Annotated in this window: 25 protein-coding genes; 8 read left to right on the top strand and 17 right to left on the bottom strand. The window is 74.2% G+C overall.

The genetic code is table 11. The features are described from left to right. Positions 1–28: 28 nt before the first annotated feature. Together KK087_RS10425 and KK087_RS10420 are read left to right on the top strand one after the other, a co-directional pair. Positions 29–451 (top strand): SIP domain-containing protein, encoded by a 423-nt coding sequence (locus tag KK087_RS10425; protein WP_214530357.1) that lies wholly within the window; start codon positions 29–31, stop codon positions 449–451. Positions 452–572: 121 nt separating this feature from the next. Beyond that, complete coding sequence (locus tag KK087_RS10420; protein ID WP_214530356.1) at positions 573–1,073, top strand: Dps family protein; 501 nt, start codon at positions 573–575, stop codon at positions 1,071–1,073. Positions 1,074–1,163: 90 nt separating this feature from the next. On the opposite strand, the gene KK087_RS10415 is transcribed toward KK087_RS10420, so the two are convergent. From KK087_RS10415 to KK087_RS10390, 6 genes are all read right to left on the bottom strand, one after another. After that, a complete protein-coding gene (locus tag KK087_RS10415; protein WP_111057143.1) occupies positions 1,164–1,826 on the bottom strand; it encodes a response regulator in 663 nt (220 codons plus the stop codon). Further along, positions 1,823–3,070, bottom strand: a complete 1,248-nt coding sequence (locus KK087_RS17660) for a sensor histidine kinase (protein ID WP_214565087.1) — start codon at positions 3,068–3,070, stop codon at positions 1,823–1,825. The genes KK087_RS10415 and KK087_RS17660 overlap by 4 nt, the downstream gene beginning before the upstream one ends. Next, on the bottom strand, positions 3,067–3,771 hold the full coding sequence (locus tag KK087_RS10405) for a DedA family protein (RefSeq protein ID WP_214565085.1): 705 nt from the start codon (positions 3,769–3,771) through the stop codon (positions 3,067–3,069). The genes KK087_RS17660 and KK087_RS10405 overlap by 4 nt, the downstream gene beginning before the upstream one ends. Positions 3,772–3,864: 93 nt before the next feature. Continuing rightward, entirely contained in the window at positions 3,865–4,749 is an 885-nt protein-coding gene (locus KK087_RS10400) for a glycosyltransferase family 2 protein (protein WP_214565083.1), read from the bottom strand. Further along, positions 4,746–6,239: a D-glycero-beta-D-manno-heptose 1-phosphate adenylyltransferase gene (gene rfaE2 / locus KK087_RS10395; protein ID WP_214565072.1), complete on the bottom strand. Its 1,494-nt coding sequence runs from the start codon at positions 6,237–6,239 to the stop codon at positions 4,746–4,748. The genes KK087_RS10400 and rfaE2 overlap by 4 nt, the downstream gene beginning before the upstream one ends. Next, positions 6,236–7,765, bottom strand: coding sequence for an aldehyde dehydrogenase family protein (locus tag KK087_RS10390; protein ID WP_214565064.1), 1,530 nt, complete (start codon positions 7,763–7,765; stop codon positions 6,236–6,238). Before KK087_RS10390 ends, rfaE2 begins: the two co-directional genes overlap by 4 nt. 218 nt (positions 7,766–7,983) lie before the next feature. Here KK087_RS10390 and KK087_RS10385 point away from each other — a divergent pair, with 218 nt between their 5' ends. After that, entirely contained in the window at positions 7,984–8,988 is a 1,005-nt protein-coding gene (locus KK087_RS10385; protein WP_250901000.1) for a glycosyltransferase family 9 protein, read from the top strand. A gap of 203 nt (positions 8,989–9,191) precedes the next feature. Here KK087_RS10385 and KK087_RS10380 read toward each other — a convergent pair whose 3' ends face one another. From KK087_RS10380 to KK087_RS10350, 7 genes are all read right to left on the bottom strand, one after another. Then, the gene (locus tag KK087_RS10380) at positions 9,192–9,896 is read right to left on the bottom strand and encodes an SDR family oxidoreductase (protein ID WP_214565060.1); all 705 of its coding nucleotides are present in this window, start codon (positions 9,894–9,896) and stop codon (positions 9,192–9,194) included. Between the two features lie 62 nt (positions 9,897–9,958). Then, entirely contained in the window at positions 9,959–11,413 is a 1,455-nt protein-coding gene (locus tag KK087_RS10375) for a PfkB family carbohydrate kinase (protein WP_250900999.1), read from the bottom strand. Further along, positions 11,410–12,033, bottom strand: coding sequence for a D-sedoheptulose-7-phosphate isomerase (locus KK087_RS10370; protein WP_214565058.1), 624 nt, complete (start codon positions 12,031–12,033; stop codon positions 11,410–11,412). The genes KK087_RS10375 and KK087_RS10370 overlap by 4 nt, the downstream gene beginning before the upstream one ends. Continuing rightward, positions 12,030–13,358, bottom strand: coding sequence for a glycosyltransferase (locus KK087_RS10365; protein WP_214565056.1), 1,329 nt, complete (start codon positions 13,356–13,358; stop codon positions 12,030–12,032). The genes KK087_RS10370 and KK087_RS10365 overlap by 4 nt, the downstream gene beginning before the upstream one ends. Continuing rightward, positions 13,355–14,356 (bottom strand): glycosyltransferase, encoded by a 1,002-nt coding sequence (locus tag KK087_RS10360; RefSeq protein ID WP_214544311.1) that lies wholly within the window; start codon positions 14,354–14,356, stop codon positions 13,355–13,357. The genes KK087_RS10365 and KK087_RS10360 overlap by 4 nt, the downstream gene beginning before the upstream one ends. 87 nt (positions 14,357–14,443) lie before the next feature. Then, positions 14,444–15,523: a glycosyltransferase family 9 protein gene (locus tag KK087_RS10355; protein WP_214565054.1), complete on the bottom strand. Its 1,080-nt coding sequence runs from the start codon at positions 15,521–15,523 to the stop codon at positions 14,444–14,446. Beyond that, positions 15,520–16,077 carry a D-glycero-alpha-D-manno-heptose-1,7-bisphosphate 7-phosphatase gene (locus KK087_RS10350; RefSeq protein ID WP_214565052.1) on the bottom strand — a complete coding sequence of 186 codons (558 nt, stop codon included), beginning with the start codon at positions 16,075–16,077 and terminating at the stop codon, positions 15,520–15,522. Before KK087_RS10350 ends, KK087_RS10355 begins: the two co-directional genes overlap by 4 nt. Before the next feature lie 100 nt (positions 16,078–16,177). Here KK087_RS10350 and KK087_RS10345 point away from each other — a divergent pair, with 100 nt between their 5' ends. The 3 genes from KK087_RS10345 (at position 16,178) to KK087_RS10335 (ending at position 18,700) form a co-directional block, all read left to right on the top strand. Beyond that, entirely contained in the window at positions 16,178–17,161 is a 984-nt protein-coding gene (locus KK087_RS10345; RefSeq protein WP_214565049.1) for a glycosyltransferase family 9 protein, read from the top strand. Between the two features lie 50 nt (positions 17,162–17,211). Next, entirely contained in the window at positions 17,212–17,568 is a 357-nt protein-coding gene (locus tag KK087_RS10340; protein ID WP_214565047.1) for a PRC-barrel domain-containing protein, read from the top strand. Between the two features lie 175 nt (positions 17,569–17,743). Then, complete coding sequence (locus KK087_RS10335) at positions 17,744–18,700, top strand: SGNH/GDSL hydrolase family protein (RefSeq protein ID WP_214565045.1); 957 nt, start codon at positions 17,744–17,746, stop codon at positions 18,698–18,700. On the opposite strand, the gene KK087_RS10330 is transcribed toward KK087_RS10335, so the two are convergent. Beyond that, positions 18,657–19,526, bottom strand: coding sequence for a universal stress protein (locus tag KK087_RS10330; protein WP_214565043.1), 870 nt, complete (start codon positions 19,524–19,526; stop codon positions 18,657–18,659). The two genes, KK087_RS10335 and KK087_RS10330, sit on opposite strands and share 44 nt — an antisense overlap. Positions 19,527–19,702: 176 nt before the next feature. Here KK087_RS10330 and KK087_RS10325 point away from each other — a divergent pair, with 176 nt between their 5' ends. Then, entirely contained in the window at positions 19,703–20,182 is a 480-nt protein-coding gene (locus KK087_RS10325) for an NUDIX hydrolase (RefSeq protein ID WP_307858355.1), read from the top strand. Between the two features lie 147 nt (positions 20,183–20,329). On the opposite strand, the gene KK087_RS10320 is transcribed toward KK087_RS10325, so the two are convergent. Next, the gene (locus tag KK087_RS10320; RefSeq protein WP_214565042.1) at positions 20,330–21,691 is read right to left on the bottom strand and encodes an MFS transporter; all 1,362 of its coding nucleotides are present in this window, start codon (positions 21,689–21,691) and stop codon (positions 20,330–20,332) included. A 229-nt stretch (positions 21,692–21,920) separates the two neighbouring features. Next, a complete protein-coding gene (locus tag KK087_RS10315) occupies positions 21,921–22,490 on the bottom strand; it encodes a hypothetical protein (RefSeq protein WP_214565040.1) in 570 nt (189 codons plus the stop codon). A 447-nt stretch (positions 22,491–22,937) separates the two neighbouring features. Between KK087_RS10315 and KK087_RS10310 the strand changes: the two genes are divergently transcribed. Next, entirely contained in the window at positions 22,938–23,153 is a 216-nt protein-coding gene (locus KK087_RS10310; RefSeq protein WP_214530337.1) for a hypothetical protein, read from the top strand. Here KK087_RS10310 and KK087_RS10305 read toward each other — a convergent pair. Then, positions 23,150–23,887 carry a YidC/Oxa1 family membrane protein insertase gene (locus KK087_RS10305; RefSeq protein ID WP_214565038.1) on the bottom strand — a complete coding sequence of 246 codons (738 nt, stop codon included), beginning with the start codon at positions 23,885–23,887 and terminating at the stop codon, positions 23,150–23,152. The two genes, KK087_RS10310 and KK087_RS10305, sit on opposite strands and share 4 nt — an antisense overlap. Positions 23,888–23,889 lie beyond the last annotated feature (2 nt).

Raw genomic sequence — 23,889 nt, 5'->3', positions numbered from 1 at the left:
GAGGTAAGGCTTCCCTTACCGTGGGCACATGGCACGGACCCGGCGACAGCCCAGCGAACGCATCCTCATCGCGGGCGGTGCCGAGGACCTCGTCGAGATCCACCGCCAGCTCGAGGACCTCCCGGAGAACGCCTACGGGCAGGTCTTCGTCGAGATCGCCCTCGACGAGCAGATCCGCGTCCTCCCGGCACCGCCACGCGTCACCGTGACCTGGCTGGTCCGGAGCGCCCGCAGCTCGGCCGTCGCACCGCTCGTCTTCGCCGACCACGGTGAGGCCCTGGCGCACGCCCTGACCGGGTGGGCCGCCGAGTGGTGTGTGACGGACTGCGAACCCCGCACCTCGGTCTGGATCGGGTGTGCCGACAGCCCCTGGATCGAGCGCGCGCGGTCGATGGTGCAGCTCGAACTCACCGACGCCGGCCAGCAGGTCCAGGTCGAGTACGGCGGGTAAGGGGAGCCTGCTCTTCCTTGTGGCACACACGAGCAGCGGGCATGGTTGTGACCAACGGCAGCACCGCGCCGGTCCGGACCGGGCCAGGACGCGGAGGAGCCACGAAGGAGGAGGAAACGCCATGACCACGCAGAGCACCACCACCACCAGCACCACGTCCCCGTTCTCGACCACGCCGGAGCTCGCAGCCGGGGTCGCCCAGTTCCTCGCCCCCGTCGTCATCGACCTCGAGGCGCTCGTCGTCAACGGCAAGCAGGCGCACTGGCACGTCCGTGGCCGCAACTTCGTCGGCGTGCACGAGCTCCTCGACGAGATCGTCGAGCACGCGCAGGACTACGCGGACAACGCCGCGGAGCGCATCGTCGCCCTCGGGCTGCCCGTCGACTCCCGCATCGCAACGGTCGCCGCGAACACCACGCTGCCGCCGCTGTCGCAGGGCTTCCAGAACTCCGACGTCACCATCACCGAGGTGATCGCCCAGATCGACGCCGTCCTGCTGCAGGTCCGCCGCGCGGTCGACGGCCTCGACGAGGTCGACCTCAACAGCCAGGACGTCGCGATCGAGATCGAGCGCGCGCTGACGAAGGACCGCTGGTTCCTGCAGGCGCACCTCGCCGCCTGAGTCGCGACCACCCCGCAGACGGACGGGAGGCCCGGTGCCAGCTGGCACCGGGCCTCCCGTCCGTCTGCGGTCACGTCTCGGGCCCGCACCTCACGCGGACGGCGTGACCAGCCCGCTCTCGTAGGCCAGCACGACGGCGTGCACCCGGTCCCGCAGCTGCAGCTTCGCCAGGACCCGGCCGACGTGGGTCTTCACGGTCTGCTCGGCGATGAACAGCTCCGCCGCGATCTCGCCGTTCGACCGGCCCCGCGCCATCAGCAGGAACACGTCACGCTCCCGGTCGGTCAGCACGTCGAGCACCTCGGTCCGCGGGGCCGTCGGCTGCGGACCGGCGACGAAGGCCTCGACGAGGTGCCGGGTCACCCTCGGTGCGAGCAGGGAGTCGCCGGCTGCGACGGTCCGCACGGCCTGCACGAGCTCCTCGGCGCTCGCGTCCTTGAGCAGGAACCCGCTCGCCCCGGCACGGAGCGCGTCGAACACGTAGTCGTCGATGTCGAACGTCGTGAGCATCACCACGCGGACGGGCGACTCCGCGGGCGCCGCGGTGATCCGCCGGGTCGCCTCGATCCCGTCGAGCTCCGGCATCCGGACGTCCATCAGGATCACGTCCGGCCGGAGCCGGATCGCCATCACGACCGCCTCGGCCCCGTTCGCGGCCTCGCCGACGACCTCGACGTCGTCCTGGGCCTGGAGGATCGCCCGCAGTCCGACACGGAACATCTGCTGGTCGTCGACCACCATCACCCGCGTCATCGGCTTGCCCCGTCGGCCGTCGGCTGCGACGTGGTCGCGGCGGGCCGGGTGGGCAGGCGCACGGCGACGCGGAAGCCGCCGTCCGGGTCCGGCCCGTGGTCGATCGTGCCGCGGAGCGCGGCGACGCGCTCGCGCATCCCCGCCAGGCCGAAGCCGCCGTCGTCCGGCGGCGCACCGGGCACGCTGCCGACCGGTGGCGCTGTGTTCGCGACCTCGACTGTGAGGGCCGAGCCGTGCCTCCCGACCGTCACGACGGTGGTCGCACCGGGCGCGTGCCGGGCCACGTTGCCGAGCGCTTCCTGCACGACCCGGTACACGGTGAGCTGTGCCAGCCGGTCGACGTCGTCGAGGTCTGGGTCGAGCCCCTCGTCGAGCCGGAGCTCGACGGGGATCCCGGCCGCGCGGGTGGCCTGCACGAGCGCGTGCAGGTCGGCGAGCCGCGGCTGCGGTGCGCGCTCGGCGTCGGCGTCACCACGCAGGGTGCCGAGCAGCTGCCGCATCTCCCGCAGGGCCGTGCGCGAGGTCTCGGCGATCGCGGCGAACTCGGTGCGGGCCTCCGGCGGCAGGTCCGAGACGCGGTACGGGGCGGACTCGGCCTGCATGTGCACGACGGACATGCTGTGGGCGACGACGTCGTGGAGCTCACGGGCGATCCGGGAGCGCTCCTCGACCGTCCGGCGTCGGGCCTGCTCGAGCTCGGTGTCGCGGCGGGCGGCGGCGAGCTCCTCGCGCACGCTCCGGCGCTGCCCGATCACGACCGCCGCGGTGGCCACGACGAGGGTGTCGCCGGCGCTCACCACGAAGCTCGTCGCCCAGACGTCGACCTGCCCCCACCGGTCGGGGGTCACGCCGATGAGCAGCAGGGTGAGCAGCGTCGCCGCGACCCAGACCACCGCGGTGAGCCGCCAGGTGGTGCGGACGCCCAGCACGACGAGCAGCACGCTCAGGCCGATGATGCTCGTGACCGAGACCGGCCAGGGCCCGACGGTGCCGGGTGCCGTCAGGACCCCGAGGCCGGCGAGGGCGACGAGGTGCGCGACCGACGCCGTGCGGGGGACGAGCGGTGCGAGCCCGATGCTCGCCGACAGCACGGCGGTCGCGAGCATCGCGAGCGGCACGGGGACACCGTAGAACACGGCGGTGACGGGTGCGGCGACGGCGAACAGGGACACCACGACGACGACGAAGCCGATCTGCACGGCAGGCCGGACCCAGGTGGGTCGGGGCTTCGGGACGACGGTCACGGGCGGGCGGTCTCTCCGGTTCGGACGAGGCAGGGTTCGGGGGCGGTGGCGGGGGCGGGTGTGGCAGCGGCAGCGGCAGCGGCAGCAGCGCGGGCCTCGCGGGCTTCGCGCCTGCGGCTGATGGTACCGAGCACCCGGTCGACCGCGATCCCGAGCCCGGCGGCGACCACCATCGACACCAGGGCCGCGACGATCGGTTCGTGCAGCACGCTCGACGCGGCCAGGGCGATGCCGATCGACACCGCCGACCACGCCAGCCCCGCGATCGCACTGATCGCGAGGAACCGGCGGTAGGGCAGGCCGGTCGCGCCGGCGGTCATGTTGACCGCGACCCGGCCGACCGGGATGAAGCGCCCGGTCAGGATGAGGCTGGCGGAGCGGCGCTGCATCTGCCGCTCCGCGAACGCGAAGGCCGCCGCGATCCGTGGTCGCTTCGACCGGGCCAGCCGGGCGAACCCGATCCGGCGCCCGATCCAGTACGCGATCGAGTCGCCGGCGATCGCTCCGAGGGCGGCGGCGACGAGCACCACGGCGAGGACGGGTTGTCCGGACGTCGCGGCGATGGCGGCGATCGCGACGAGGGCGGACTCGCTCGGCACCGGCGGGAAGAAGCCGTCCACCAGGCACAGGGCGAAGAGGACGACGTAGACGAGCGGACTCGCGGCCAGCTCGACGACGAGCGGGGTGATCTGGTCGAACACGGGGTGCTCCCTCCCGCCGACGGAACTCGTCGACGAGGACGACGCTACGGAGCCGGCGCGCGCTGGCCATCCCGCGGTGGTCTCGACCACCCCCTACCGCGGTATGACGTTCCCGTCCGCGAACACCACGTCGGGTGCGTCCACACGGCGGTCGACGACGGTGGTCGGGGCCTCCAGGTGCACGGCACCCGAGGGCATGATGCCCGCACCGCCGAATCGTTCCATCACCCGCCACTGCGCGACGACGTCCTCACCGGCGTGCTCGGGCGGCAGGGTGTCCCAGAACCGGAAGCCCCCGACCTCCTCGAGCGCACGACGGTCGTACAGCGCGCAGGCACCGACCCACGCGACGCGGTAGGGCACCCACTCGCCGGGGCGCAGGTCGAGGTCGGCGGCGACGTGCGTCGGGTTCGCGGCGTTGTGCAGCGACCAGCGGTCGAAGCCGGGGGTGCCGCGGCGCACCACCTCGGGCACGACGGGGCCGTCCCACCGCTCGAACACCGAGGTCTCGTGGGGGCGGCGGTCCTGCAGGTACGACAACCCCTGCACCGCGCTGCCGACGAACCCGCAGCCCAGGGTGCGCAGCGCGTCGAGCATCCGCGCGATCGACCCCGGCTCGAGCCAGACGTCGTCGTCGAGGAACAGCACCGCGGCTGCCTCGGCGTGGTCGAGCAGGAACTGCCGGTGCTCTGCCAGGCCACGCCGTTCCCGGTGCGTGAGGAGCACGACGGGCCGGCCCTGGGCCTCCAGGACGCGGAGCATGGCGGCGACCGCCGGCGCGCTGGCGGCGTCTCCGTCCGCCGACTGGTCGCTCAGCACGACGCGCAGGTCGACGTCGGTCTGGGCGGCGAGGCCGGCGAGCGTCGTGGCGAGCTCGGCCGGCCTGCCGACGGTGGGGATGAGCACGTCGACGTCGACCGTGCTCGTGTCCGCTGGATCGGGGGCCTTCGCCCAGGACCCGGACCAGCGGGCGGTCACGGTGCCGGGTCCGGTTCGGTGCGGGCGGCGGCCTCGCGGATGCGGCGGACGACGGCGCTCGTGGAGTGCTCGGGCACGTAGTCGACCATGACGACCTCGCCGCCGTAGCCGCGGACGACCTCGGTCTCGGTCAGCATCTCGGGGGAGTAGTCGCCGCCCTTGACGTAGACCTCGGGCCGCAGCCGTTCGATGAGCGGGATCGGGGTGTCCGTGGCGAACACCGTGACCAGGTCGACACAGGCGAGCGCCGCGAGCACGCCGGCGCGGTCCTCGGCGGGGTTGATCGGCCGTTCCGGACCCTTCAACCGGCGCACCGAGTCGTCGTCGTTCAGGGCGACGACGAGCAGGTCACCGAGGTCGCGGGCCTGCCGCAGGTACGTGGTGTGGCCGCGGTGCACGACGTCGAAGCAGCCGTTCGTGAAGACCACGCGACGACCGGCCTGCCGTGCCGCCTCGACCGCGGTGGCGAGTTCGTCGTGGTCGACCACGGTGGCGGCCGGTGCGGTGACCGAGCCGAGCAGGGCAGCGGCGGTGCAGACCGAGGTGCCGGCCTCGCGGACGACGACGTCGGCGGCCGCCTGGGCGACCGAGACGGCGTCGCGCAGGGGCGCCTGCACGGCGAGGGCGACGGTCGCCGCGGCGCAGAAGGTGTCACCGGCACCGGAGGCCTGCTGCTCCGAGGCGGGCGTCGCACGTGTGCGGTAGCCCTGGTCGGAACCGGGCTCGAGCAGCACCGTGCCGTCGCGGTCGAGCGTGACCACCGCGGCGCGGGCACCGCTGCGGGCGAGCACCTCGGCACGGGCAGCGACGACGGTGGTGACACGGTCCGAACCGGTGCCGAGTTCCGTGCCGAGCAGCGCGGCGGTCTCACCGGCGTTCGGCGTGACGAGGTCGGGGTGCAGTGCTGCCCAGCGGGTCAGGTCGTGGGCGTCGACCACGACGGCGCCGGGGCGGTCACGGTCGAGCATGGGCACGACGTCCTCGGCGCGGACACCCAGGCCGTAGTCGCACACGACGGCGGCGTCGGCGCACCGGACGGCGCGGGCGACCGAGCGGGCGAGGCGTTCGCCGTGCTCGGCGGTCGGGGTCGCGGCGAGCTCGTCGACCCGGACGACGACGCGGTCACCGCCGACCACACGGGACTTCGTGGTGGTGCGGGCGCCGGGGATCTCGACCAGGAACGACGTGTCGACGCCGGCTGCCTCGAGTCGCTGGCGCAGCACGTCGCCGGCCTCGTCGTCGCCGATGAGCCCGACCATGCGGACCCGGGCGCCGAGAGCACGGGCGTTCACGGCGGTGTTGGCGGCGCCGCCGGGCACCGCGATCGTCTCGGTGACGCGGACGACGGGGGCCGGGGCCTCGCGGGAGACCCGCTCGGCCTCGCCGACCGTCCAGCGGTCGAGGATGCAGTCGCCGATGACGACGACGAGCGGCTCGCGGTCGTCGACGGTCGCGACGAGGTCGCGGACCAGTCGGACGTCGGCGGTCATCGGGTGCCTCCCACGGTGTCGGCGCTGCCAGCGGCGGCACCGGCAGCGGCAGCGGGGCTGGTGGCGGGGCTGCTGGCTGCCGCGGTGCTGCTGGCTGCTGCGGTGCTGCTGGCTGCTGCGGTCGACGGCTCGGCGGTGCGGCGCGGCGGGGCTGCCTCGAGGTGCACCACGGTCGTCGTCGTCATCTCGTCGAGCAGGTGCGGGCCGTACCCGAAGCCGGCGCCCGAGGCACCGCGGGGCTGGGCGCTGCCACCCGGGGCACCGCCGAACACCGCGTTCACCTTGACGGTGCCGACGGGCAGCTCGGCCGCCGCACGCAGGGCGTGTGCGGTGTCGTTCGTCAACACGGTGGCGGCGAGGCCGTAGCGGTCGGCAGCGGCGAGCCGGAGGCCCTCCTCGAAGTCCGACACGACGCGGACCGGGGCGACGGGGCCGAAGGTCTCCTCGGTCAGCACGAGCATGTCGTCGGTGCAGCCGGTCAGGACGGTGGCGGGGTAGAACGACCCGAGACCGCCCGGCGTGACGCCGCCGGTCCGGGCGGAGGCACCGCGGGCGATCGCGTCGTCGACGTGGGCCTGCACGAGGTCGCGCAGACGGTCGTCGACCAGCGGGCCGAACTCGGCGGCGGGTGCTGCGGTGCGGCGCTCCGCCTCGGCGACGAGCGCGGCGACGAAGGACTCGGCGACGTCCTGGTGCACGTAGACCCGCTCCACGCTGGTGCAGATCTGGCCGGTGTTGGCGAAGGCACCGAGGGCGACCTGTGCGGCGGCCCACTCGGGGTCGACGTCGGCGTCGACGATGACGGGGTCGTTGCCGCCGTTCTCGCGGATGACGTGGGCACGGGTGGTCGCGGCCACCTCGCTCAGCCGGTCACCGGTCGCGGTGGAGCCGACGTGGGCGTAGACGTCGATGCCCTCCTGGGCCAGGAGCTGCTCGCCCGTGGTCGCGTCGCCGTCGACGCCGATCAGGACGCCGTCGGGCAGGACCTCGGCGAGCAGGGCGTTCAGTCGGGCGAACGTCGCGGGGCACCGCTCGCTGCCCTTGTGCACGACGGTGTTGCCGGTGACGATCGCGGCACCGAGGATCCCGCAGGCCACGGCGACCGGGTCGTTCCACGGCGTCAGGGCGAGCACCACGCCGCGGGGGTGCGGCACCGACCAGTCGGCGGCACCGAACTGCCCACGGAGCGCCTCACCGCGGTGCACCGGGCCGAGCTCGGCGTATTGCACGAGCGTCCCGATGCCGGCTTCGACCCCACCGAGCGCGTCGCCGGGCACCTTGCCGGTCTCGCGGGTGTTCAGGTCCGCCAGCTCCTGCGCGTGTGCACGGAGGTGCTCGGCCGCGGCGTGCAGCAGGGCGCCGCGCTCGGCGGGTGCCGTCCGGGCCCAGGCTCCGGCAGCGGCACGAGCACGGGCGACGGCGTTGCGCACGTCGTCCTCGGTCGAGCGCTGCACGGTCGACGCGATCGATCCGTTGACCGGGTCGGTCACCACGAGGTCGTCGGCGGCGGGGGGTGCGATCGTCATGGGGTCCTTCCGGAGGCGGGCGGGGCCTCACACGGTGCTCGACCTTCGCTGTGTGCGATCACGGCATCGCGCTTCTCGTCCATCCGGGGCCGCTGCTGGGCGTCCGACCGGGTACGACCGGTAGACGTGGAGCTGTGCAACAGATCGGTGTGGGCGGAGAACGGTTCGACGATGTCCGAGAGATCGCGGTGCTCCGCGGCGGAGGACTGGGCGACCTGATGTTCGCCCTCCCGGCGTTCGAGGCCCTCGCCGCCGCGTACCCCGACGCCCGGATCACGCTGCTCGGCCCACCGTCGGCACGCCCGGTGCTCGAGGGCCGGACCGATGCCGTCCACGCCTTCGAGGAGCTCCCCGTCGTGCCCGGCGTTCGGGAGTCGGGCGACGGTGCACCGAGCGAACACGACTTCTTCGAGCGGCTGCACGGCCGCTTCGACCTCGCGGTGCAGGTGCACGGCGGCGGCCGGAACTCCAACCCCTTCCTGCTCCGGCTCGGCGCCCGCCACACCGTCGGGACCGCGACCGAGGACGCCGAGGTCCTGGAGCGCTGGGTCCGCTACGTCTACTACCAGCACGAGGTCGTCCGGGCGCTCGAGGTGGCCTCGCTCGCCGGCGCCGAACCGGTCACCCTCGACCCCCGACTGCACGTGTCCGAGGCCGCTCGGGCCGGGGTCCGACAGCGCCTCGGTGTCGAGGGTCGACTCGTCGCGATCCACCCCGGCGCCACCGACCCCCGTCGACGCTGGAGCCCCTCGCGCTTCGCCGAGGTCGCCCGTGCCCGGCTCGAGGCCGGCGACGACGTCGTGCTCGTGGGGGACGCGACGGACGTCCCGGCATCATCCGCCATCGTCGCGGCGCTGCCGACGGCGCTGCGCGACCGGGTCCACGACCTGACCGCGGCGCTGCCGCTCCGCGAACTCCCCGAGGTCCTCGCCGCGGCCGACGTCATGGTCGGCGACGACTCCGGCCCGCGGCACCTCGCCGTGGCCGTCGGCACCCCGACCGTGGGCGTGTTCTGGTTCGGCAACGTCATCAACGCCGGCCCCTTCGACCGCGGCCGGCACCGGGTGCACCTGTCCTTCGTGACGCGGTGCCCGGTCTGCGGTGCGGACGTCACCCAGGTCGGCTGGACCGCCCAGCGCTGCGAGCACGACCCCTCCTACGTGGACCAGGTCGAGCCCGAGGCCGTCCTCGCCGACGTCGAGGACCTGCTCCGCACGACCTGACGAGCCTCGCACCGTGCGAGCTTCGGTCTCGTGCGCACGCCGTCACCCCGTGCGCGGTTGCCCGCTGCGTGCGGCGCTGGAAGCGCGCACCCAGCCGTCAACGCTGCACCAGGCGACGCACCGCGCACCGTGCACGGCACACGCACACACGGGAGGCGCGGTGCCAGCCGGCACCGCGCCTCCCGTCCGTCAGCGGCGAGCGGCTACGGCCAGCTCGGCTCCGTCGCCGGCATGATCGACAGCTCGCGGATCTCGCAGCCGGACGGCTGCGAGAGCGCGAAGATGATCGAGTTCGCGACGTACTCCGGCTCGATCAGCTGGGCGTCCGGGCCCGGCTTGTACTGCTCGGTGCGGTCCGCGAAGAAGTTGGTGCGCATGCCGGCGGGGATGATGTTCGTGACCCCGATGCGACCGGCGGTCTCGGCGGCCAGCGCCTGCGAGAACCCGCGGACCCCGAACTTCGACGCGGAGTACGCGGTGCCGTCGCCGACGCCGCGCAGGGCGAGCGACGAGGAGATGGTGACGACGCGGCCGTGCGTGGCCTCGAGGGCGGGCAGGGCGGCGCGCACGGTCGAGGCGGTGCCGATCAGGTTGACGCCGACGATCTGCTCCCACTTGCCGGAGGAGATCGCGTCGATGGGGGCGGGGGTGTCGATGCCCGCGGCGGTGACGACGGCGTCGAGGCCACCGTGACGCTCGGCGGCGTCACGGACAGCCTGCTCGACGGCGTCGGTGTCCGAGACGTCCACGGCGACGGCGTCGACGCCCTCGGGGACGGCGTCGATCCGCAGGTCGAGGACGATCGGGGTACCGCCGGCCTCGGTGACGGCAGCGACGACGGCTGCGCCGAGTCCGGAGGCGCCGCCGGTGACGAGGACGCGGCCGATGGGGGTGGTGGGGACGGGCATGGATGTCCTTTGCGTAGTGGTGCGGGAAGTGGTCGAGCAGGTGTGGGCAGGCGAGCGGACGCTCAGCCGACGCGTGCGATCGCGGCGGCGAGCCGGGTGGTGGACCGACCCGGGTGGAACGGCACGGTGACGACGCGGCCACCCCACTCGGCGAGCGTCGCCGTCTCGGGCAGCTCGCTCGCGGTGTAGTCGCCGCCCTTGGCCCAGACGTCCGGGCGGAAGCGGCGCAGGGCCTCGTCGGGGGTGGACTCGTCGAACACCACGACGGCGTCGACGCAGTCCAGGGCGAGCAGCAGCTCGACCCGGTCGTCCTGGGTCATGATCGGCCGGTCGGGGCCCTTGAGCCCGCGGACGGACGAGTCCGAGTTGAGGCAAACGACCAGGCAGTCGCCGAGGGCACGGGCGGCCGACAGGGTGCGGGCGTGCCCGGCGTGCAGCAGGTCGAAGCAGCCTCCGGTCGCGACGACGGTGCCGCCGGCGCTCCGGACGTCGTGCACCAGGCGCATGGCGTCGCGGTCGGCCCCGGGCACGGCGAGCGGCGCGGGACCGTCGTCGGCGAAGAGCGCGGTGACGCCACCGGCGGCCAGGTACTCGGACGCGGCGACCACCCCGGCGGAGACGGCGTCCGGGACGTCCGCCCCCGAGGCCAGCGCCACGGCGACTCCGGCTGCGAGCCGGTCGCCGGCTCCGCAGGGGTCCCCGGCGCTGACGGACGGTGCCGGCACGAAGCGGCTGTCGCCCTGCGCGTCGGCGAGGAGCGCTCCGCGGTCACCCATGGTCACGGCGACCGCGCCGGCCTGCCACTGCTCGACGAGCTGCGCTGCGGCGACGGTGGCGAAGGGCACACCGTGGCCCTCGACGTCGGTGAAGCGCCGGGCCTCGGCCGCGTTCGGGGTGGCGACGGTGATGCCCGGCACCGGGGCGGCGCCCTTGGGGTGCGGGTCCCACACGACCGGCAGGCGCTCGGCAGCGCGCGCGATCGCGTCGCGGAGGGCGGGGGCTGCGGCGACCCCGCGGCCGTAGTCGGCGACGACGATCGCGTCGACCTCGTCGAGAGCAGCGGTCATCGCCTCGGTGGCATCGGGCACGGGTGGGGTCGCGCAGCCCTCGTCGATGCGGACGAGGGCGTGGTCGACGACGCGCACCCGGGTCTTCACGGGGGTGGGCACGCCCGAGGGCCCGGCGACGACCGTGACGCCGGGGAGCAGGTCGCGGATCTCCTGCGCACGGCCGTCGTCGCTCAGGACGGTGACCAGGGTGACGTCGTGACCGTCACGGGAGAGCATCGTCGCGACGAGACCAGCACCGCCGGCACGGCGGTCGTCGGTGGCCACGTCGACCACGGGCACGGGTGCGTCCGGGCTCAGGCGCTCGCTCGTGCCGGAGACGTCGACGTCGAGCAGGGTGTCCCCGACGACGGCGATGCGGAAGCGCGGAGCAGTGACGCGGCCGGCGGCAGCACCGGAACGCGGAGCGGTAGCGGCGCCGGGACGCGGACCCGCGGCGGCCCCGCTCATCGACGCCCTCCGCGACGCAGCGTCGGCTCCATCGCCTTGCACAGGGCGTGCACCAGGACGAGCTGCGCCTCCTGCACGTTGGCGGACGGCCCCTCGATGCAGATCGCGTCGTCGACCAGGTCGGCGAGCGGGTTCGGGCCGGATCCGGTCAAGGCGAGCGAACGGGCACCGACGGCCCGCGCGGCCTCGGCTGCACGGAGCAGGTTCGGGCTCTTGCCGCTCGTCGACAGCAGCACGACGACGTCCCCGGCGCGGGCGTGTGCCGAGACCTGGCGCGCGAACACCTGGTCGTAGCCGTAGTCGTTCCCGATCGCGGTCACGGCCGAGGTCTCCGCGTGCAGCGCGATCGCCGAGTACGCGGGGCGGTCGCCCTCGAAGCGCCCGGTGAGCTCCGACGTCAGGTGCTGGGCCTCAGCAGCCGATCCGCCGTTGCCCGCGGCGAGCAGACGGCGCCCCGCGACGAGCCGCGCCGCGATGTCGTCCGCCCACGCGGCGATGTGGTCCCGGTGGTCGACGAGGGATGCGATCACGGGGACCGACGCCGCGACGTGGTCGACGACGATGCGGGCACTGTCGGTGACGGCGCGTTCCTCGAGTCCGGTCTGCTGGTCGATGGTCATCGTGCGGTCCTCTCCGTCGACTGTGCGGCGCGGGCGACCCGGCCGGCGTGGGTGGTGCGCGAGCGGCCGGCGGCGGGCCCGGTCGTGCTGGCGGACGACGTCGCGCCGGCGAGCAGCCGCTCGTAGACGCGCTCGCTGTCGGCGGCGACCTTCTGCCACGTGTAGCGGGACTCGGCGCGCTTCCGCCCGGCCCGGCCGTACGCCTCGCGGCGCTCCGGGTCGTCGAGCAGGGCGCCGACGGCATCGGCGACCGCGGTCTCGTCGCGCGGCGGCACGTGCAGGCCGGTGGCGTCCTCGACGACGGTGTCGATGAGCCCGCCGACACTCGACGCGACCACCGGTCGACCGCACGCCATCGCCTCGAGCGGCACGATGCCGAACGGCTCGTACCAGGGGGCGCAGACGACGACGTCGGCGCTGCGGTAGACCGCCGGCATGTCGTGCTGGCCGAGCTGCCCGCGGAAGGTCACGTGGTCGCGCACCCCGAGGGACCGCGCCAGGGCGTCGAGCCGCTGGTACTCGGGGTCGTCCACCAGGTCGGCACCGGCGACACCAGCACCGCCCACCACGACGAGCTCGACGTCGCGGCCCTGTCCGACCAGGGCCGCGAGCGCCGCGATCGTCGTCCCGACGCCCTTCCGCTGCACGAGGCGCGACGCGGTGAGCACCCGGAGCGGGCGGTCGCGCTGTTCGACGGGGCCGTCCGGTCGGAAGAGCGAGACGTCGACACCGCACGGCACCACGGAGATGCGGTGCAGCGGGACGCCCAGCGCCTTGAGCTCGAACGCCTCGTCGGAGCACGTGGCGACGACCTGGTCGACGCTCCGACCGGCGGCGGGTTCGACCCACTCGCGCTCGGCCGGGCTGGTGTCCGCGGCCCCCTGGTGCCGGCGCTTCACGACGCCGAGGGCGTGGAAGGTCTGCACGACCGGGATCCGGACGCCACCGGTCCGGGCCTGCACCTGGCTCACGGCGTCGAGCGCGGCGTGGCCGGACATCCAGAAGTGCGCGTGCACCACGTCGGGGCGGTCGAGGAACCACTCGGCGGCGAGCACCGAGGCGAACGTCCCCATGAACGGGAACAGTTCGTCCTTCGGCACGGAGCGTGCGGGACCGGCGTCGACGTGCACGACGTCCACACCGGGTCGCAGGGGCACCCGCACCGGCTGCGACGCGTCGTCGCGCCGCGTGTAGACGGTCACGTGGTGGCCGCGGTCGGCCAACGCACCGGACAGTTCGGCGACGTGGACGTTCTGTCCACCGGCGTCGACCCCGCCGAGCACCGCGAGCGGGCTCGCGTGTTCGGACACCATGGCGATCTTCATCGCAGGCTCCCTTCGAGCGCGGCTCCCGCCGCACGGTTCCGTCGCGCACCGCGCGCGACGGCGTCGTCGAGCAGGTCGTCCCAGTCGGCGAGGAACCGGCCGAGCGCGTGCCGTGCGAGCACGGCTTCGCGTGCCACGAGGCCCCGTCGGCGCGCCTCCTCCGGGTCCTCGATCAGGGTCCTGGAGGCCCGGACCAGGTCCTCGACGTCGGTCGCGATGGCGCCGGCCTCACCGGGCACCGTGCGGGCCGCGTCCGTCGTCGCGAGCACGAGCACCGGCATGGCCATGTGCATCGACTCGATGAGCGACAGCCCGAGCGAGGTCCAGCGGTTCGGGTGCACGTAGGCCCGCCGTTCGGCGAGCGCCGCGTGCATCGGGTCGGCCTTGACGTCACCCTGGGCGACGACGCGGTCGCCGAACCCGAGCTCCGGCAGGCGTTCGGTGCCGATGCCCCAGACGTCGACCGGGGCGACCTCGGCGAAGCGGGGGAGCAGGTCGGTGCCGACGACGCGGTTCCGTCGGACGGGTTCGTTGATGACGACGCCGAGGCGCTCGAGCGCACCCGTGTACAGCGGGCCGGGGTCGACGACGCCGTGTTCGACGACGGTGGTGCGGGTGGTGCCGCAGTCCCACATGAGGGCGTTCCAGTGCGTCACGTGCGCGATCGTCAGGTCGTCGCGGTCGCGCATCGGGTGCAGGCTGTTCGGCACGTCGACCCGGGGTGCGTTGTGCTCGACGAAGACGATCGGGACGTCTCGGCCGCCGAGCAGTCTGCGGGCTTCCTCGAGCTCCTCGGTGCGCTGCAGGACGACCACGTCGACCTCGGCCTCGGCGACGTCCGCCGGGTCGATCTCGATCGCTCGGTCGGGCCAGTCGCGCCCGCCGCGGCCGAGTCCCCAGGCGTCGCGCGCCGGGGTGGTCGGGATGAGGTACTCGTGCGGGCCGCGGACGAAGGCGTCCATCCAGCCGCCGTGCACGTGCCACACGAGGATCCGCATGCAGGGCCTTCCGGTCGGTGTCGATGGGGTCGCTCCCCGCCGCTGCCGGAGCAGCAGGAGAAGGAGCAGGAGAAGCAGTGGCGCACGCTACGCAGCGCCTTCTGGGCCTCCCCGCAGACTTCTCTGGTCCATCCGCGAAACGCGGTCGAGGAGCCGTTCGTGGGCGGCCAGGACGTCCTCGATGCGCACTCCGGACAGGCACGGGTGGCCGGGCACGGGGCACTCCCTGGCGCGGCTCAGACGGCACGGGGCGGACTGGTCGCCGAGCAGTTCGACGAGCGGGGCGTACGGCGCCCACTTGACGGCGGGGACGACGGGCGAGAACAGGCTGACGACGGGTGCCCCGACGGCGGCGGCGAGGTGTGCCGGGCCGGTGTTGCCGACCACGACGACCTCGGCCCCGGCGAGCACCGCGGCGAGCTCGGCGGGGCTGGTCCGGCCGCCGAGGTCGATGCCGGTGTCGCCGGCGACGGCGGCGGTGAGCGTGCGTTCGCCAGGGGAGCCCGTGACGACGACGGGGACGCCGCGTCCGGCGTAGGCGGCGACGAGCGCGCGGTGGTGCGACTCCGGCCACGAGCGTGCCGGGACGCTGGCTCCGGGGTGCACGACCACGTAGCGGTCGAGCGCGGCCACGGACGGGGGCAGGGCGGCGTCGTGGCGCACCACGAGCCTCCCGTCGTCGTCCGGCGGCAGCCGGAACCCGGCCGCCTCGGCGATCCGCAGCGCCCGCTCGGGCTCGGGGAGGTCCTCCGGCAGGTCCTCGCCGGGGCGCAGGCGCACGTCGAGCAGGGACCCGGGGTGGTCGACGGAGGCACCGGAGACGCGGGCGACGCCGGCCAGGCGCAGGAGCAGCGCGAGGGGGAGGGGGGACTGGTGGAAGGAGGTCAGGACGACGGCCTCGTCGGGGCGCTCCTCGGCGACCAGGGCACGGAACTCGGCGAGCAGGGCGTCGTCGATCGGGCGAGCGGTCTCGGTGACCCAGGGCGCCGCCCACACCCGGACCCGGTCGATGCCGGGCAGCAGGTCGGCAGCCGGCGCGCCCTGCGGCCCGCACAGCATCGTGACGTGCGCGGCGCCGGCGGCGACCGCGCGCACGGCGGGTCCGGCGACCAGGACGTCGCCGAACGAGTCGAGCCGGGCGACGAGGACGCGGCGTCCGGCGCTCACGCCCGGTCCGCCGCGCTGCCGACGTGCTCGAGCACGAGGGCGACGGCCTCGTCGAGGTCGGCGGCGACGGTCTCCGCGGCGTCGACCTCCTCGGTGCGCGTGCGGGGTGTGGGCACCAGGATGCCCTGGGCGCCGGCGTTCCGTGCGGCCTGCACGTCGGCCCCGATGTCGCCGACGACGACGATCGACTCCGGCGGGATGCCGAGCCGCTCGGCGGCGTCGAGCACCATCCCGGGCCGCGGCTTCCGGCAGGCGCAGGCGTCGCCCGCGTCGTGCGGGCAGACGCACCAGACGTCGAACGGGCCGACGAGCTCGTCGACCCGGGCGTTCGTGGCGTCGACCTGCTCCCGTGTGGCCATGCCCTTCGCGATCACCGACTGGTTCGTCACGACGCCGAGCCGGAGCCCGGCGGCCCGCGCACGCTCCACGGCGCGGCGGGCGCCGGGGACGGGGACGACCAGGTGCGGGTCGGCGTTGTAGGGGACGTCCACCACGAGGGTGTCGTCGCGGTCGAGGAGCAGGCCGCGGATGACGCGGTCCGGAGCGAGGGCCATGCTCCGTGACTACCGGTCGGCCGCCGGGCACCGCCCCAGGAAGAGCCGCGGAGCGCGGTCCCGACAGGGCCACCAGCGTGTCGGGTCTACCGTCGCGGCGGTGACCGCCCTCGAGAACCTGCCCGACGCCGACGGACGCCCGGAACTGCTCGTCCTCCGAGCCATCAAGCTCGGCGACCTGCTCGTCGCCGTCCCCGCACTGCACGCGCTGCGCCGCGCGTTCCCCGACCACCGGATCACGCTCGCCACCACGGCGTGGCTGGCGCCGGTCGTGGAGCTCGTGCCGTCGGTGGACGTGCACCTGGCCCAGCACGGCCTCGACCACCCGATCGCGGCACCGCACGGAGCGGTCGACGTCGCCGTCAACCTGCACGGCGCCGGTCCGGAGTCCTCCGACCTCGTCGCCGCGCTCGCACCCCGCCGGGTGATCGGCCACGCCGACCCGACGCACGACTACGCGGGTCCGGAGTGGCCGGACGACGTGCACGAACGGGACCGCTGGGCCGACCTGCTCACCTGGCACGGGATCGAGGCGGACGCGACCGAGGTGCACATCGACCGACCCGCGGCACCGCCCGTCGTCGCCGACGCGGCCGTCGTGCACGTGGGGGCCTTCCACGGGGCGCGGCACTGGCCGACGGACCGCTTCGCCGACGTGGTGCGCGGACTCCGAGCGCGCGGTGCCCACGTGGTCCTGACGGGAGGCGCGGACGACGTCGTGCGCGCCCGTGCCGTCGCCGACGCGGCCGGCCTGGCGCCGGAGGCGGTGCTGGCCGGCACCCTGGACCTGCAGGCGTTCGCCGCGGTGATCGCCGCCGCGCGGCTCGTCGTCACCGTCGACACCGGCGCTGCGCACCTGGCGACCGCCTACGGGGTGCCCTCGGTCGTGCTGTTCGGCCCGGCACCGCCCGAGGCGTGGGGCCCGCCGGCGACCGGCCCGCACATCGTGCTCACCGACGCCTCGGTCCGTCGCGGCGACGTGTTCGCCGAGGACCCGGACCCGGCGATCCTGGCCGTGACCGCGGACGACGTGCTCGGCGCGGTGGACCAGCTCCGGGTGACCGCTCAGGCGGCCGGGCGGTAGCGTCGACCGAGAGCCACCCGGACCTGCCGGACGCTCGGAGGGAGTCCTTCGTGTTCGAAGCCGCGAACATCCGTGACTGGATCGGTCTGCCGGTCGTCGACGAGGCCGACGACAAGGTCGGCACGCTCGAGAGCATCTACTACGACACCGCCACGTCCGAGCCCGCCTTCGGTGCCCTCACGACCGGGATGGTCGGGTTCCAGAAGCTCGTCTTCGTGCCGCTGTTCGGCGCGACCGTGGCCCCGAAGCACCTCCGTGTGGCGTTCCCGAAGAAGCTCGTGAAGGACGCCCCCTCGATCTCCACCGACGGCGAGCTCGACGCCGCCACCGAGCCGGTGCTGTTCCAGCACTACGGCCTGGAGTACCGCACCGGCAGCGGCGGCGAACGCCGACTCGGGCGCCGCTGAGCCCGTCCGACACATCGAACGACCCGACAGACCCGCCACACCAGCCCGGAGGCCGCAACTGCTCCGCACCGCACGTACGACGCTGCTCGCCGCCCTGGCAGCGGTCGCCGTCGCCGGGCTGGTGGTGGCGGGTGTCGCGGTCCCCGGTCCGGTGCCGTCCGCTTCGGCTGCTCCGATGTGGCCCGTCCCGCAGCCCTACCCGGTGCCGGACGAACCGATCGAGTCACTCGCCGACGTCCCGCCGGGCAGCGAGTACGTCGCCCTCGGCGACTCCTACTCCGCCGGCTACGGCCTCGGCGACCGGACCCGGCTGCCCACGAGCGCGTGCGTGCAGTCGGCCCGCGACTACCCGCACCGCCTCGCCGCCCGGTTCGGCCTCGACCTGACCGACGTCACGTGCGCGGGCGCCACCAGCGCGGACGTCACGACCGGACACCAGTTCACGGGCGTCCCACCGCAGATCCAGTCGCTGTCCTCGCGCACCCGGCTCGTGACCCTGACGATCGGTGGCAACGACGCGGACCTGTTCGGCACGGCCGCCTCGTGCCTCGCGATCTCGGCGGACGGTCCGGTGTTCTCGGGCCGTGACGCGCCGTCGTGCGAGAGCACACTCGTGCAGGACGGTGAAGATCAGCTCAGCGCGAAGATCCAGTCGCGGGTCGCGCTCGGGATCGCCGACACCCTCGCAGCCGTGCAGCGCGCCGCACCGAACGCCGTCGTGGTGTTCCTCGGGTACCCGGCGATCTTCCCGGACGCCGACCACACGCCGGCGGAGGGCTGCTTCCGCTCGGCGCTCGACCTCGGCACGCTCGCCGGCTCGTTCCCGGAGGACACCTTCCCCTTCACCGACGACGACGTCGAGTACCTGCACGGTGTGCAGGAGGAGCTCGACGCCGTGTCCGCCTCCGCCGCGGACGCCGCCGGGGTGCGGTTCGTCGACGTGCTCGAACGCACCGAGGCCCACTCCGCCTGCGCCGATGCCGACGAGCGCTACGTCGCCGGGGTGAGTCTCTCCGGCTCGAGAGACCTGCGACGCATCGACCTGGAGGCCGGCGCCCTGCACCCGAACGGCCGCGGCGTCGCGTACCTCACCGACCAGATGGCCGACGCGATCCGGGAACTCGCCGGCTGACCCGTTCGGACCCCGCGCTGTCCGTGTGGGCCGCCGGCGGGACGACGCAGACCGGCGCCGCGGTCTCCCGCACGACGTCGTGCAGCAGTGCGCCGGACAGCACCCGCACGTGCCCGCGCCCGAGCACGACGAGCGAGGCCCGACGGGTGCGCGACGCGATGGCGTGCCCGGGGTGCCCCTCGACGAGCAGCGGCCGGATCCGCAGCGTCGGGTACCGCGCCGTCAAGTCGTCGGTGACGCGCTGGAGCAGCTCGGCGTTCCGGGTACGCCACCGCAGGGGGTCCTCGGCGAAGTCGGTGAGCCCGGTCCGGGTCAGCACCGGCATCTCCCAGGCCCGGAGGAGCGTGAGACGTCGGCGCATCCGGACAGCCTCGGCGACGGCGATCGACACGGCCCGTTCGTCGACCGGCTCCTCGACGGCCAGCACGACGTCGCCGTCGATCGGGTGCGGTCCCTCCGGCACGATCACGGTCGGCACGGCGGCGCGGACCGCCACCCGTGCGGGATCCCCACCGGCGGTGGAGCCCCGTCGGCTGCGGAAGGTCCCGATGACCAGGACGTCACCGCCGTCCGACTCCTCGACCAGGGCGCTGGCGAACGGCCCGGCATGCCGGTGCACCTCGACGGTGGCTGCGGGCAGGGCGGCGCGAGCGGCTTCGGCCAGGCGGTCGGCCACCGGCCCGGGACCCTCGATCGCCGGGTCGGCACCGATGATCCGGATCCGCTCGATCCCGCTGCCCGCGCGGGCAGCGATCCACCGCAGCGCCTCGTCGTGCGGCATCGCGGCGTCCGCGGCAAGCGTCACCGTCGTCCATCGTTCGTCCATCCCGATCGGCCTCCTCCATCGCAGGTCCTCCGGGGGCGTCACACGGCGCTCCGTGCGCCACACGGTACTCCCGGGGTGGGTGTGGGGAACCGGCGGTGGAACCGGGCCCGTCGGGTGGTGCGCGGTGCGTCTGTGGTGATCCGGGCCTCCCGGCCGGTCCTGCGTAGTCTCGGGACGTGGTCGTGAGCGCCGGACTGTTGCTGCACCGGGCCGGTCCGTCCGGGCCGGAGGTCTTCCTCGCGCACATGGGCGGACCGTTCTGGCGGAACAGACCGCGTGCCTGGTCGATCCCGAAGGGGCTGGTCGAGGCGGGCGAGGAGCCGCTCGGCACCGCGCTGCGCGAGTTCGCCGAGGAGATCGGCGTGCCCGCCCCGGTGACCGCCGCGGACCTGACCGACCTGGGGGAATTCCGTCAGGCGTCAGGCAAGCGCGTGCGGGTCTTCGCGGCCGAGGCGTCAGGGTTCTCGGTCGACACGGTGCGGAGCAACACCGTTCGCCTCGAGCTGCCGCGTGGGTCGGCGCGGTTCGTCGAGGTGCCCGAGGTGGACGACGCACGGTGGTTCGGCCTCGACGAGGCGCGGGAGCTCGTGGTGGCCGGGCAGGTCGCGGCGATCGACGCCCTCGTCGCGCTCGGCTGCGGTGCTGGCGGGTCCTGACGCGCCGCTCGTGTTCGTCGAGGGGGCACGAACTGTCGTCCGACGGGCCTCCAGCCGACACTTCGTGCGACCCCGACACCACGCCAACGGCATGTCGTGACCGCTCGGCGACCGAGCCCGGGCCGAAGCGCGCGCCCGCGCCCGCCCCTACCGCGTCCGCGGCCGCCGCACCGAACCGGTCACGACGCCGATCGACCCGGTCATCGTCTGGATCGCCCGCCCGACCACCGGCACCGACGTGGTGACGACGGCGAGCGACGACGTGATCGCCTCGATCGACGAGGTCGACAGGTGCTCCTGCGTGTGCGAGTGCACCGGGAACCCACGACGCGCCATCACGACGACCCCGAGCGCCCCGACGAGCACCGCGGCCCCGGCGAACGGCAGGTACTGCAGCCCGACGATCCCGAGCGCCTGCCCGCCGAACGCCGCACCACCGGCGATGCCGATGTTCGACGCCCCGTTGACGAGCGCACCGGCGATGTCGGGGGAGACGCCCCCGGCCCGGATCGCCGCGGCCATGAAGAGCGTGCCGGTGGTGCCGTTCGCCGCCATCCAGACGCCTGCGACGACCATCGTGCCCATCAGCGAGCCGTGCACGAACGGCATCGTCGCGAAGGCCACGGCCATCACCGCGACCGAGGCGATCAGGGTCTGCCGGGGTGCTCGGTCGACGAACATGCCGGCGAGCCAGAGCCCGACGACGCCGGTGCCGCCGAGCACGAGCAGCGCCCCGCTCACCATGCCGGCGTCGAGCCCGGCGTCGATGGAGTACGGCCCGATGTAGGTGTAGACGACGTAGTGGCCGCCGAACAGGAGCATGTCGGCGATCACGACGGACAGCAGTCCGGTGCGCGCCCAGGCCTTCGGCGACCCGATGTGCGGCGACGAGGCTCCGCGGACGGCGGGCAGGAACAGCAGGGCGACGACCGCGAGTGCTGCTGCGGCGATCCCGACGGAGAAGACCGCCTGGCGCCAGCCGATGTGCTGCGCCACCCAGGTCGCGACGGGCACGCCGAGCACGAACCCGAGCGAGCTGCCCGAGTACACGAACGCGATCGCCCGTCCCGCCAGCCGCGGTGGCACGATCCGGGTGGCGTACGCCGAGGCGACCGAGAAGAACAGTGCGTGCGCGATGCCGCCGACGACGCGTCCGGCGCAGACCACGGCGAACGACGGCGCGAGCGCGACCATCAGGTTCGACACGGTGTAGCCGACGAGCGTGGCGACGAGCACGGTCTTGCGGGGCAGCTTCGCGGTGAACGCGGTGAGCGGCAGCGCGAGGAGCGCGACGGCCGCGGCGTACACGGTGATGACGATGCCCATGGTGGCCTCGGTCACGCCGAGGTCGGCGCTCATCGTGCCGAGCAGCCCGACGGGCATGAGCTCGGTGGTGATGGCGAAGAACGTGGCCAGCCCGAGCACGGCGATGCCGACGATGGACTGACTGGTGACGGTGATCGGCCGCGTGTGGGTCGACACGGCCGAGGTGGTGGTGTTGGTGGACACGCTGCTGACCTCCTCCGAGGCACGGTGGAGCGCGCGACGATGCCGTTCGTTCTGACGGCGGTGACCGGGAGGGTCTGCGGGGCGCGCTCGCTGGCGGATGTGGATGATGTGGGTACGACTCCACGACGAGTGCGCTCATCCAGTGTTGCACGATGGAACGACTCTCGCGAGGGCATCCGGCAGATACATCGGAGCGCTCCAACGAAACACTCAGGTGCCGGACCGCCACTCAGTACTCGTTCGTCACCCGGCCCTGTACCCCGCCGCCTCGCAGCTCGATCGTGAGCGTGCCGCTCCTGGACTGCGCCGACATCGACACCGATCCGTGCAGCGCGTCCTGCCGCGGGAAGCACGCCGTCGACGACTCGATCCGGTCCGCCGTCGCCACCAGGCAGATCGTCGACCGGTCCGTCCCGACGCCGGCCCAGACGTTCCACGGCGTCTCGGCGGTCCCACCGTCGAGTGCCCGGTTCGTGAAGACCAGTCGCGTCGTGTGCAGGCTCACCGGTGCCGCGACCGGCCCCGGCAGCTGGTCGGCGTACGTCTGCGGGACGTCGAGCAGCTGCTCGAGCGTCACGGTCCCCGCCGTCGGCGTGACACTCGGCGCTGCGGCGACGTCGGGCTGCGCGGTGCCGACGAGCGTCCCGGCCGCGAACGCCACACCCACCGCTGCGGCGGCACCGCCGGCGATCCAGGCGCGTGGCCGCTCCGTCCACAGCCACTGTCGCCACCGGGACCGTCCGGTCGGCACGGCCTGGAGGCCCGGCGCATCCCCGCCGTCGCCGCGCGCGTCGTCCACGTGGTCGCCCCCACCGCCGTCGGTCCCCTCCGGCACGTCGGCTTCGGCAGGCACCGCCGCCGCGCTGGCGGGCAAGGACAGGACCGCCGCGTCAGCCGGCGAGGACACGGGCACCGACACCGGCACCGGCTCTGGACCCGATCGCGTCGCGGACGGGACGGACGTGCGGACCGGACCCGGGCCTCCCGGCAGTGGATCCCGCGCCGTCACGACCGCACGCACGCGCGACCGCCGCCCGCGTTCCAGGTCCTGCAGCGCGATCCGGGCGCGCGCCGCGTCCGCCGGGCTCGATCCTGCTCCCCAGGCGACGGCCTCGAGCCGGTCCCGTTCCGCTGCCACGTCGTCGTGGGCCATGCGCACTCCCGCTCTGCCGGTCGCGTGGACCCGTCCATCGTGCACCGGCGCACCCGTGCGCGCGCACCCAGAACGGGGGAGTAGGCGTGGTGCATGAGCACCGACCCCATGCCGCAGCACGACCCCGACGCCGACACCCTCGAGCCGCTGAGCCACGACACCCAGTCCGGCGAGGCCGACTACGTCGCGACGAGCCCCGGCGGCGCCGGGACCGAACGCCACGTGCCGACCGCCGACGAAGAGCAGGGTCGCGGCACCGAGTACGACCCGGTCGACCAGGGCCCGCAGCAGGAGGGCCAGGGCGGCTAGCGGACCACGCGGCGCAGCACGGCGCGTTCGCCGTACGTCCAGGCCGCACTCGTCACGACGTACAGTGCGGCGGCGAGCGGCGCGATCGCCGCGAACACGACCGTGACGAACGGCACGTACCGACCGATCGCCGCGGTCGCGGCGGCCCCGGGAACGCCCGGCTCCGGGGACGGCACCGGGTTCCAGCGCGCGTTCGACCGGCGGCTGAGCTCGACGACGACGGCGAGCACCGCCAGCAGGAGCAGCACCACCCAGGCGTGGGCCCACAGCGGCGACGTGAGCGTGACGAACAGCGAGTGGCCGAGCGGCACGCCGACGAGCGTCGCCTCGAGCAGCGCGTTCGCGGTGCCGCCGATCGAGGCCTGCGTGAACAGGGCGTAGACGAGCGACACGACGGGTGCCTGCGCGAGGACGGGCAGGCAGCCGGCCAGCGGCGAGACCTTCTCGTCGGTGTAGAGCTGCTGCATCGCCCGCTGCAGGCGCTGGGTGTCGCGGCCGTACCGCTTCCGCAGCGCCGCGAGCTGTGGTGCGAGGCGCCGACGGTCGCGCTCGGCCCGCACCTGCAGCACGGACAGCGGGACGAGCACCAGGCGGACAGCCAGGGTGAGGAGCACGACGGCGATCGCCGCGGCGAACGAGCCGGCGACGGGGGAGAGCGCCGCGGTGAGGGCGGCGACGAGGTCCGCGCCGCCGTGCAGCAGCGGGCCGACGAGGGGCAGGGTGGACAGGTCCATGA

The organism is Curtobacterium aurantiacum (genome assembly GCF_018598555.1).
Classification (GTDB): Bacteria; Actinomycetota; Actinomycetes; order Actinomycetales; family Microbacteriaceae; genus Curtobacterium; species Curtobacterium aurantiacum.
The sequence above is the reverse complement of the archived record's forward strand: the minus strand, read 5'-3'. Positions and strand labels throughout refer to the sequence as shown.

What these genes read in the sequence shown, in the direction of transcription:
- KK087_RS10330 (WP_214565043.1), bottom strand. Translation starts at nt 19,526, where the DNA reads ATGGACGAACGATGGACGACGGTGACGCTTGCCGCGGACGCCGCGATG.
- KK087_RS10420 (WP_214530356.1), top strand. Translation starts at nt 573, where the DNA reads ATGACCACGCAGAGCACCACCACCACCAGCACCACGTCCCCGTTCTCG.
- KK087_RS10390 (WP_214565064.1), bottom strand. Translation starts at nt 7,765, where the DNA reads ATGACGATCGCACCCCCCGCCGCCGACGACCTCGTGGTGACCGACCCG.
- KK087_RS10360 (WP_214544311.1), bottom strand. Translation starts at nt 14,356, where the DNA reads ATGCGGATCCTCGTGTGGCACGTGCACGGCGGCTGGATGGACGCCTTC.
- KK087_RS10370 (WP_214565058.1), bottom strand. Translation starts at nt 12,033, where the DNA reads ATGACCATCGACCAGCAGACCGGACTCGAGGAACGCGCCGTCACCGAC.
- KK087_RS10425 (WP_214530357.1), top strand. Translation starts at nt 29, where the DNA reads ATGGCACGGACCCGGCGACAGCCCAGCGAACGCATCCTCATCGCGGGC.
- rfaE2 (WP_214565072.1), bottom strand. Translation starts at nt 6,239, where the DNA reads ATGACCGCCGACGTCCGACTGGTCCGCGACCTCGTCGCGACCGTCGAC.
- KK087_RS10385 (WP_250901000.1), top strand. Translation starts at nt 7,984, where the DNA reads ATGTTCGCCCTCCCGGCGTTCGAGGCCCTCGCCGCCGCGTACCCCGAC.
- KK087_RS10310 (WP_214530337.1), top strand. Translation starts at nt 22,938, where the DNA reads ATGAGCACCGACCCCATGCCGCAGCACGACCCCGACGCCGACACCCTC.
- KK087_RS10380 (WP_214565060.1), bottom strand. Translation starts at nt 9,896, where the DNA reads ATGCCCGTCCCCACCACCCCCATCGGCCGCGTCCTCGTCACCGGCGGC.
- KK087_RS10365 (WP_214565056.1), bottom strand. Translation starts at nt 13,358, where the DNA reads ATGAAGATCGCCATGGTGTCCGAACACGCGAGCCCGCTCGCGGTGCTC.
- KK087_RS10350 (WP_214565052.1), bottom strand. Translation starts at nt 16,077, where the DNA reads ATGGCCCTCGCTCCGGACCGCGTCATCCGCGGCCTGCTCCTCGACCGC.
- KK087_RS10375 (WP_250900999.1), bottom strand. Translation starts at nt 11,413, where the DNA reads ATGAGCGGGGCCGCCGCGGGTCCGCGTCCCGGCGCCGCTACCGCTCCG.
- KK087_RS10305 (WP_214565038.1), bottom strand. Translation starts at nt 23,887, where the DNA reads ATGGACCTGTCCACCCTGCCCCTCGTCGGCCCGCTGCTGCACGGCGGC.
- KK087_RS10415 (WP_111057143.1), bottom strand. Translation starts at nt 1,826, where the DNA reads ATGACGCGGGTGATGGTGGTCGACGACCAGCAGATGTTCCGTGTCGGA.
- KK087_RS10335 (WP_214565045.1), top strand. Translation starts at nt 17,744, where the DNA reads ATGTGGCCCGTCCCGCAGCCCTACCCGGTGCCGGACGAACCGATCGAG.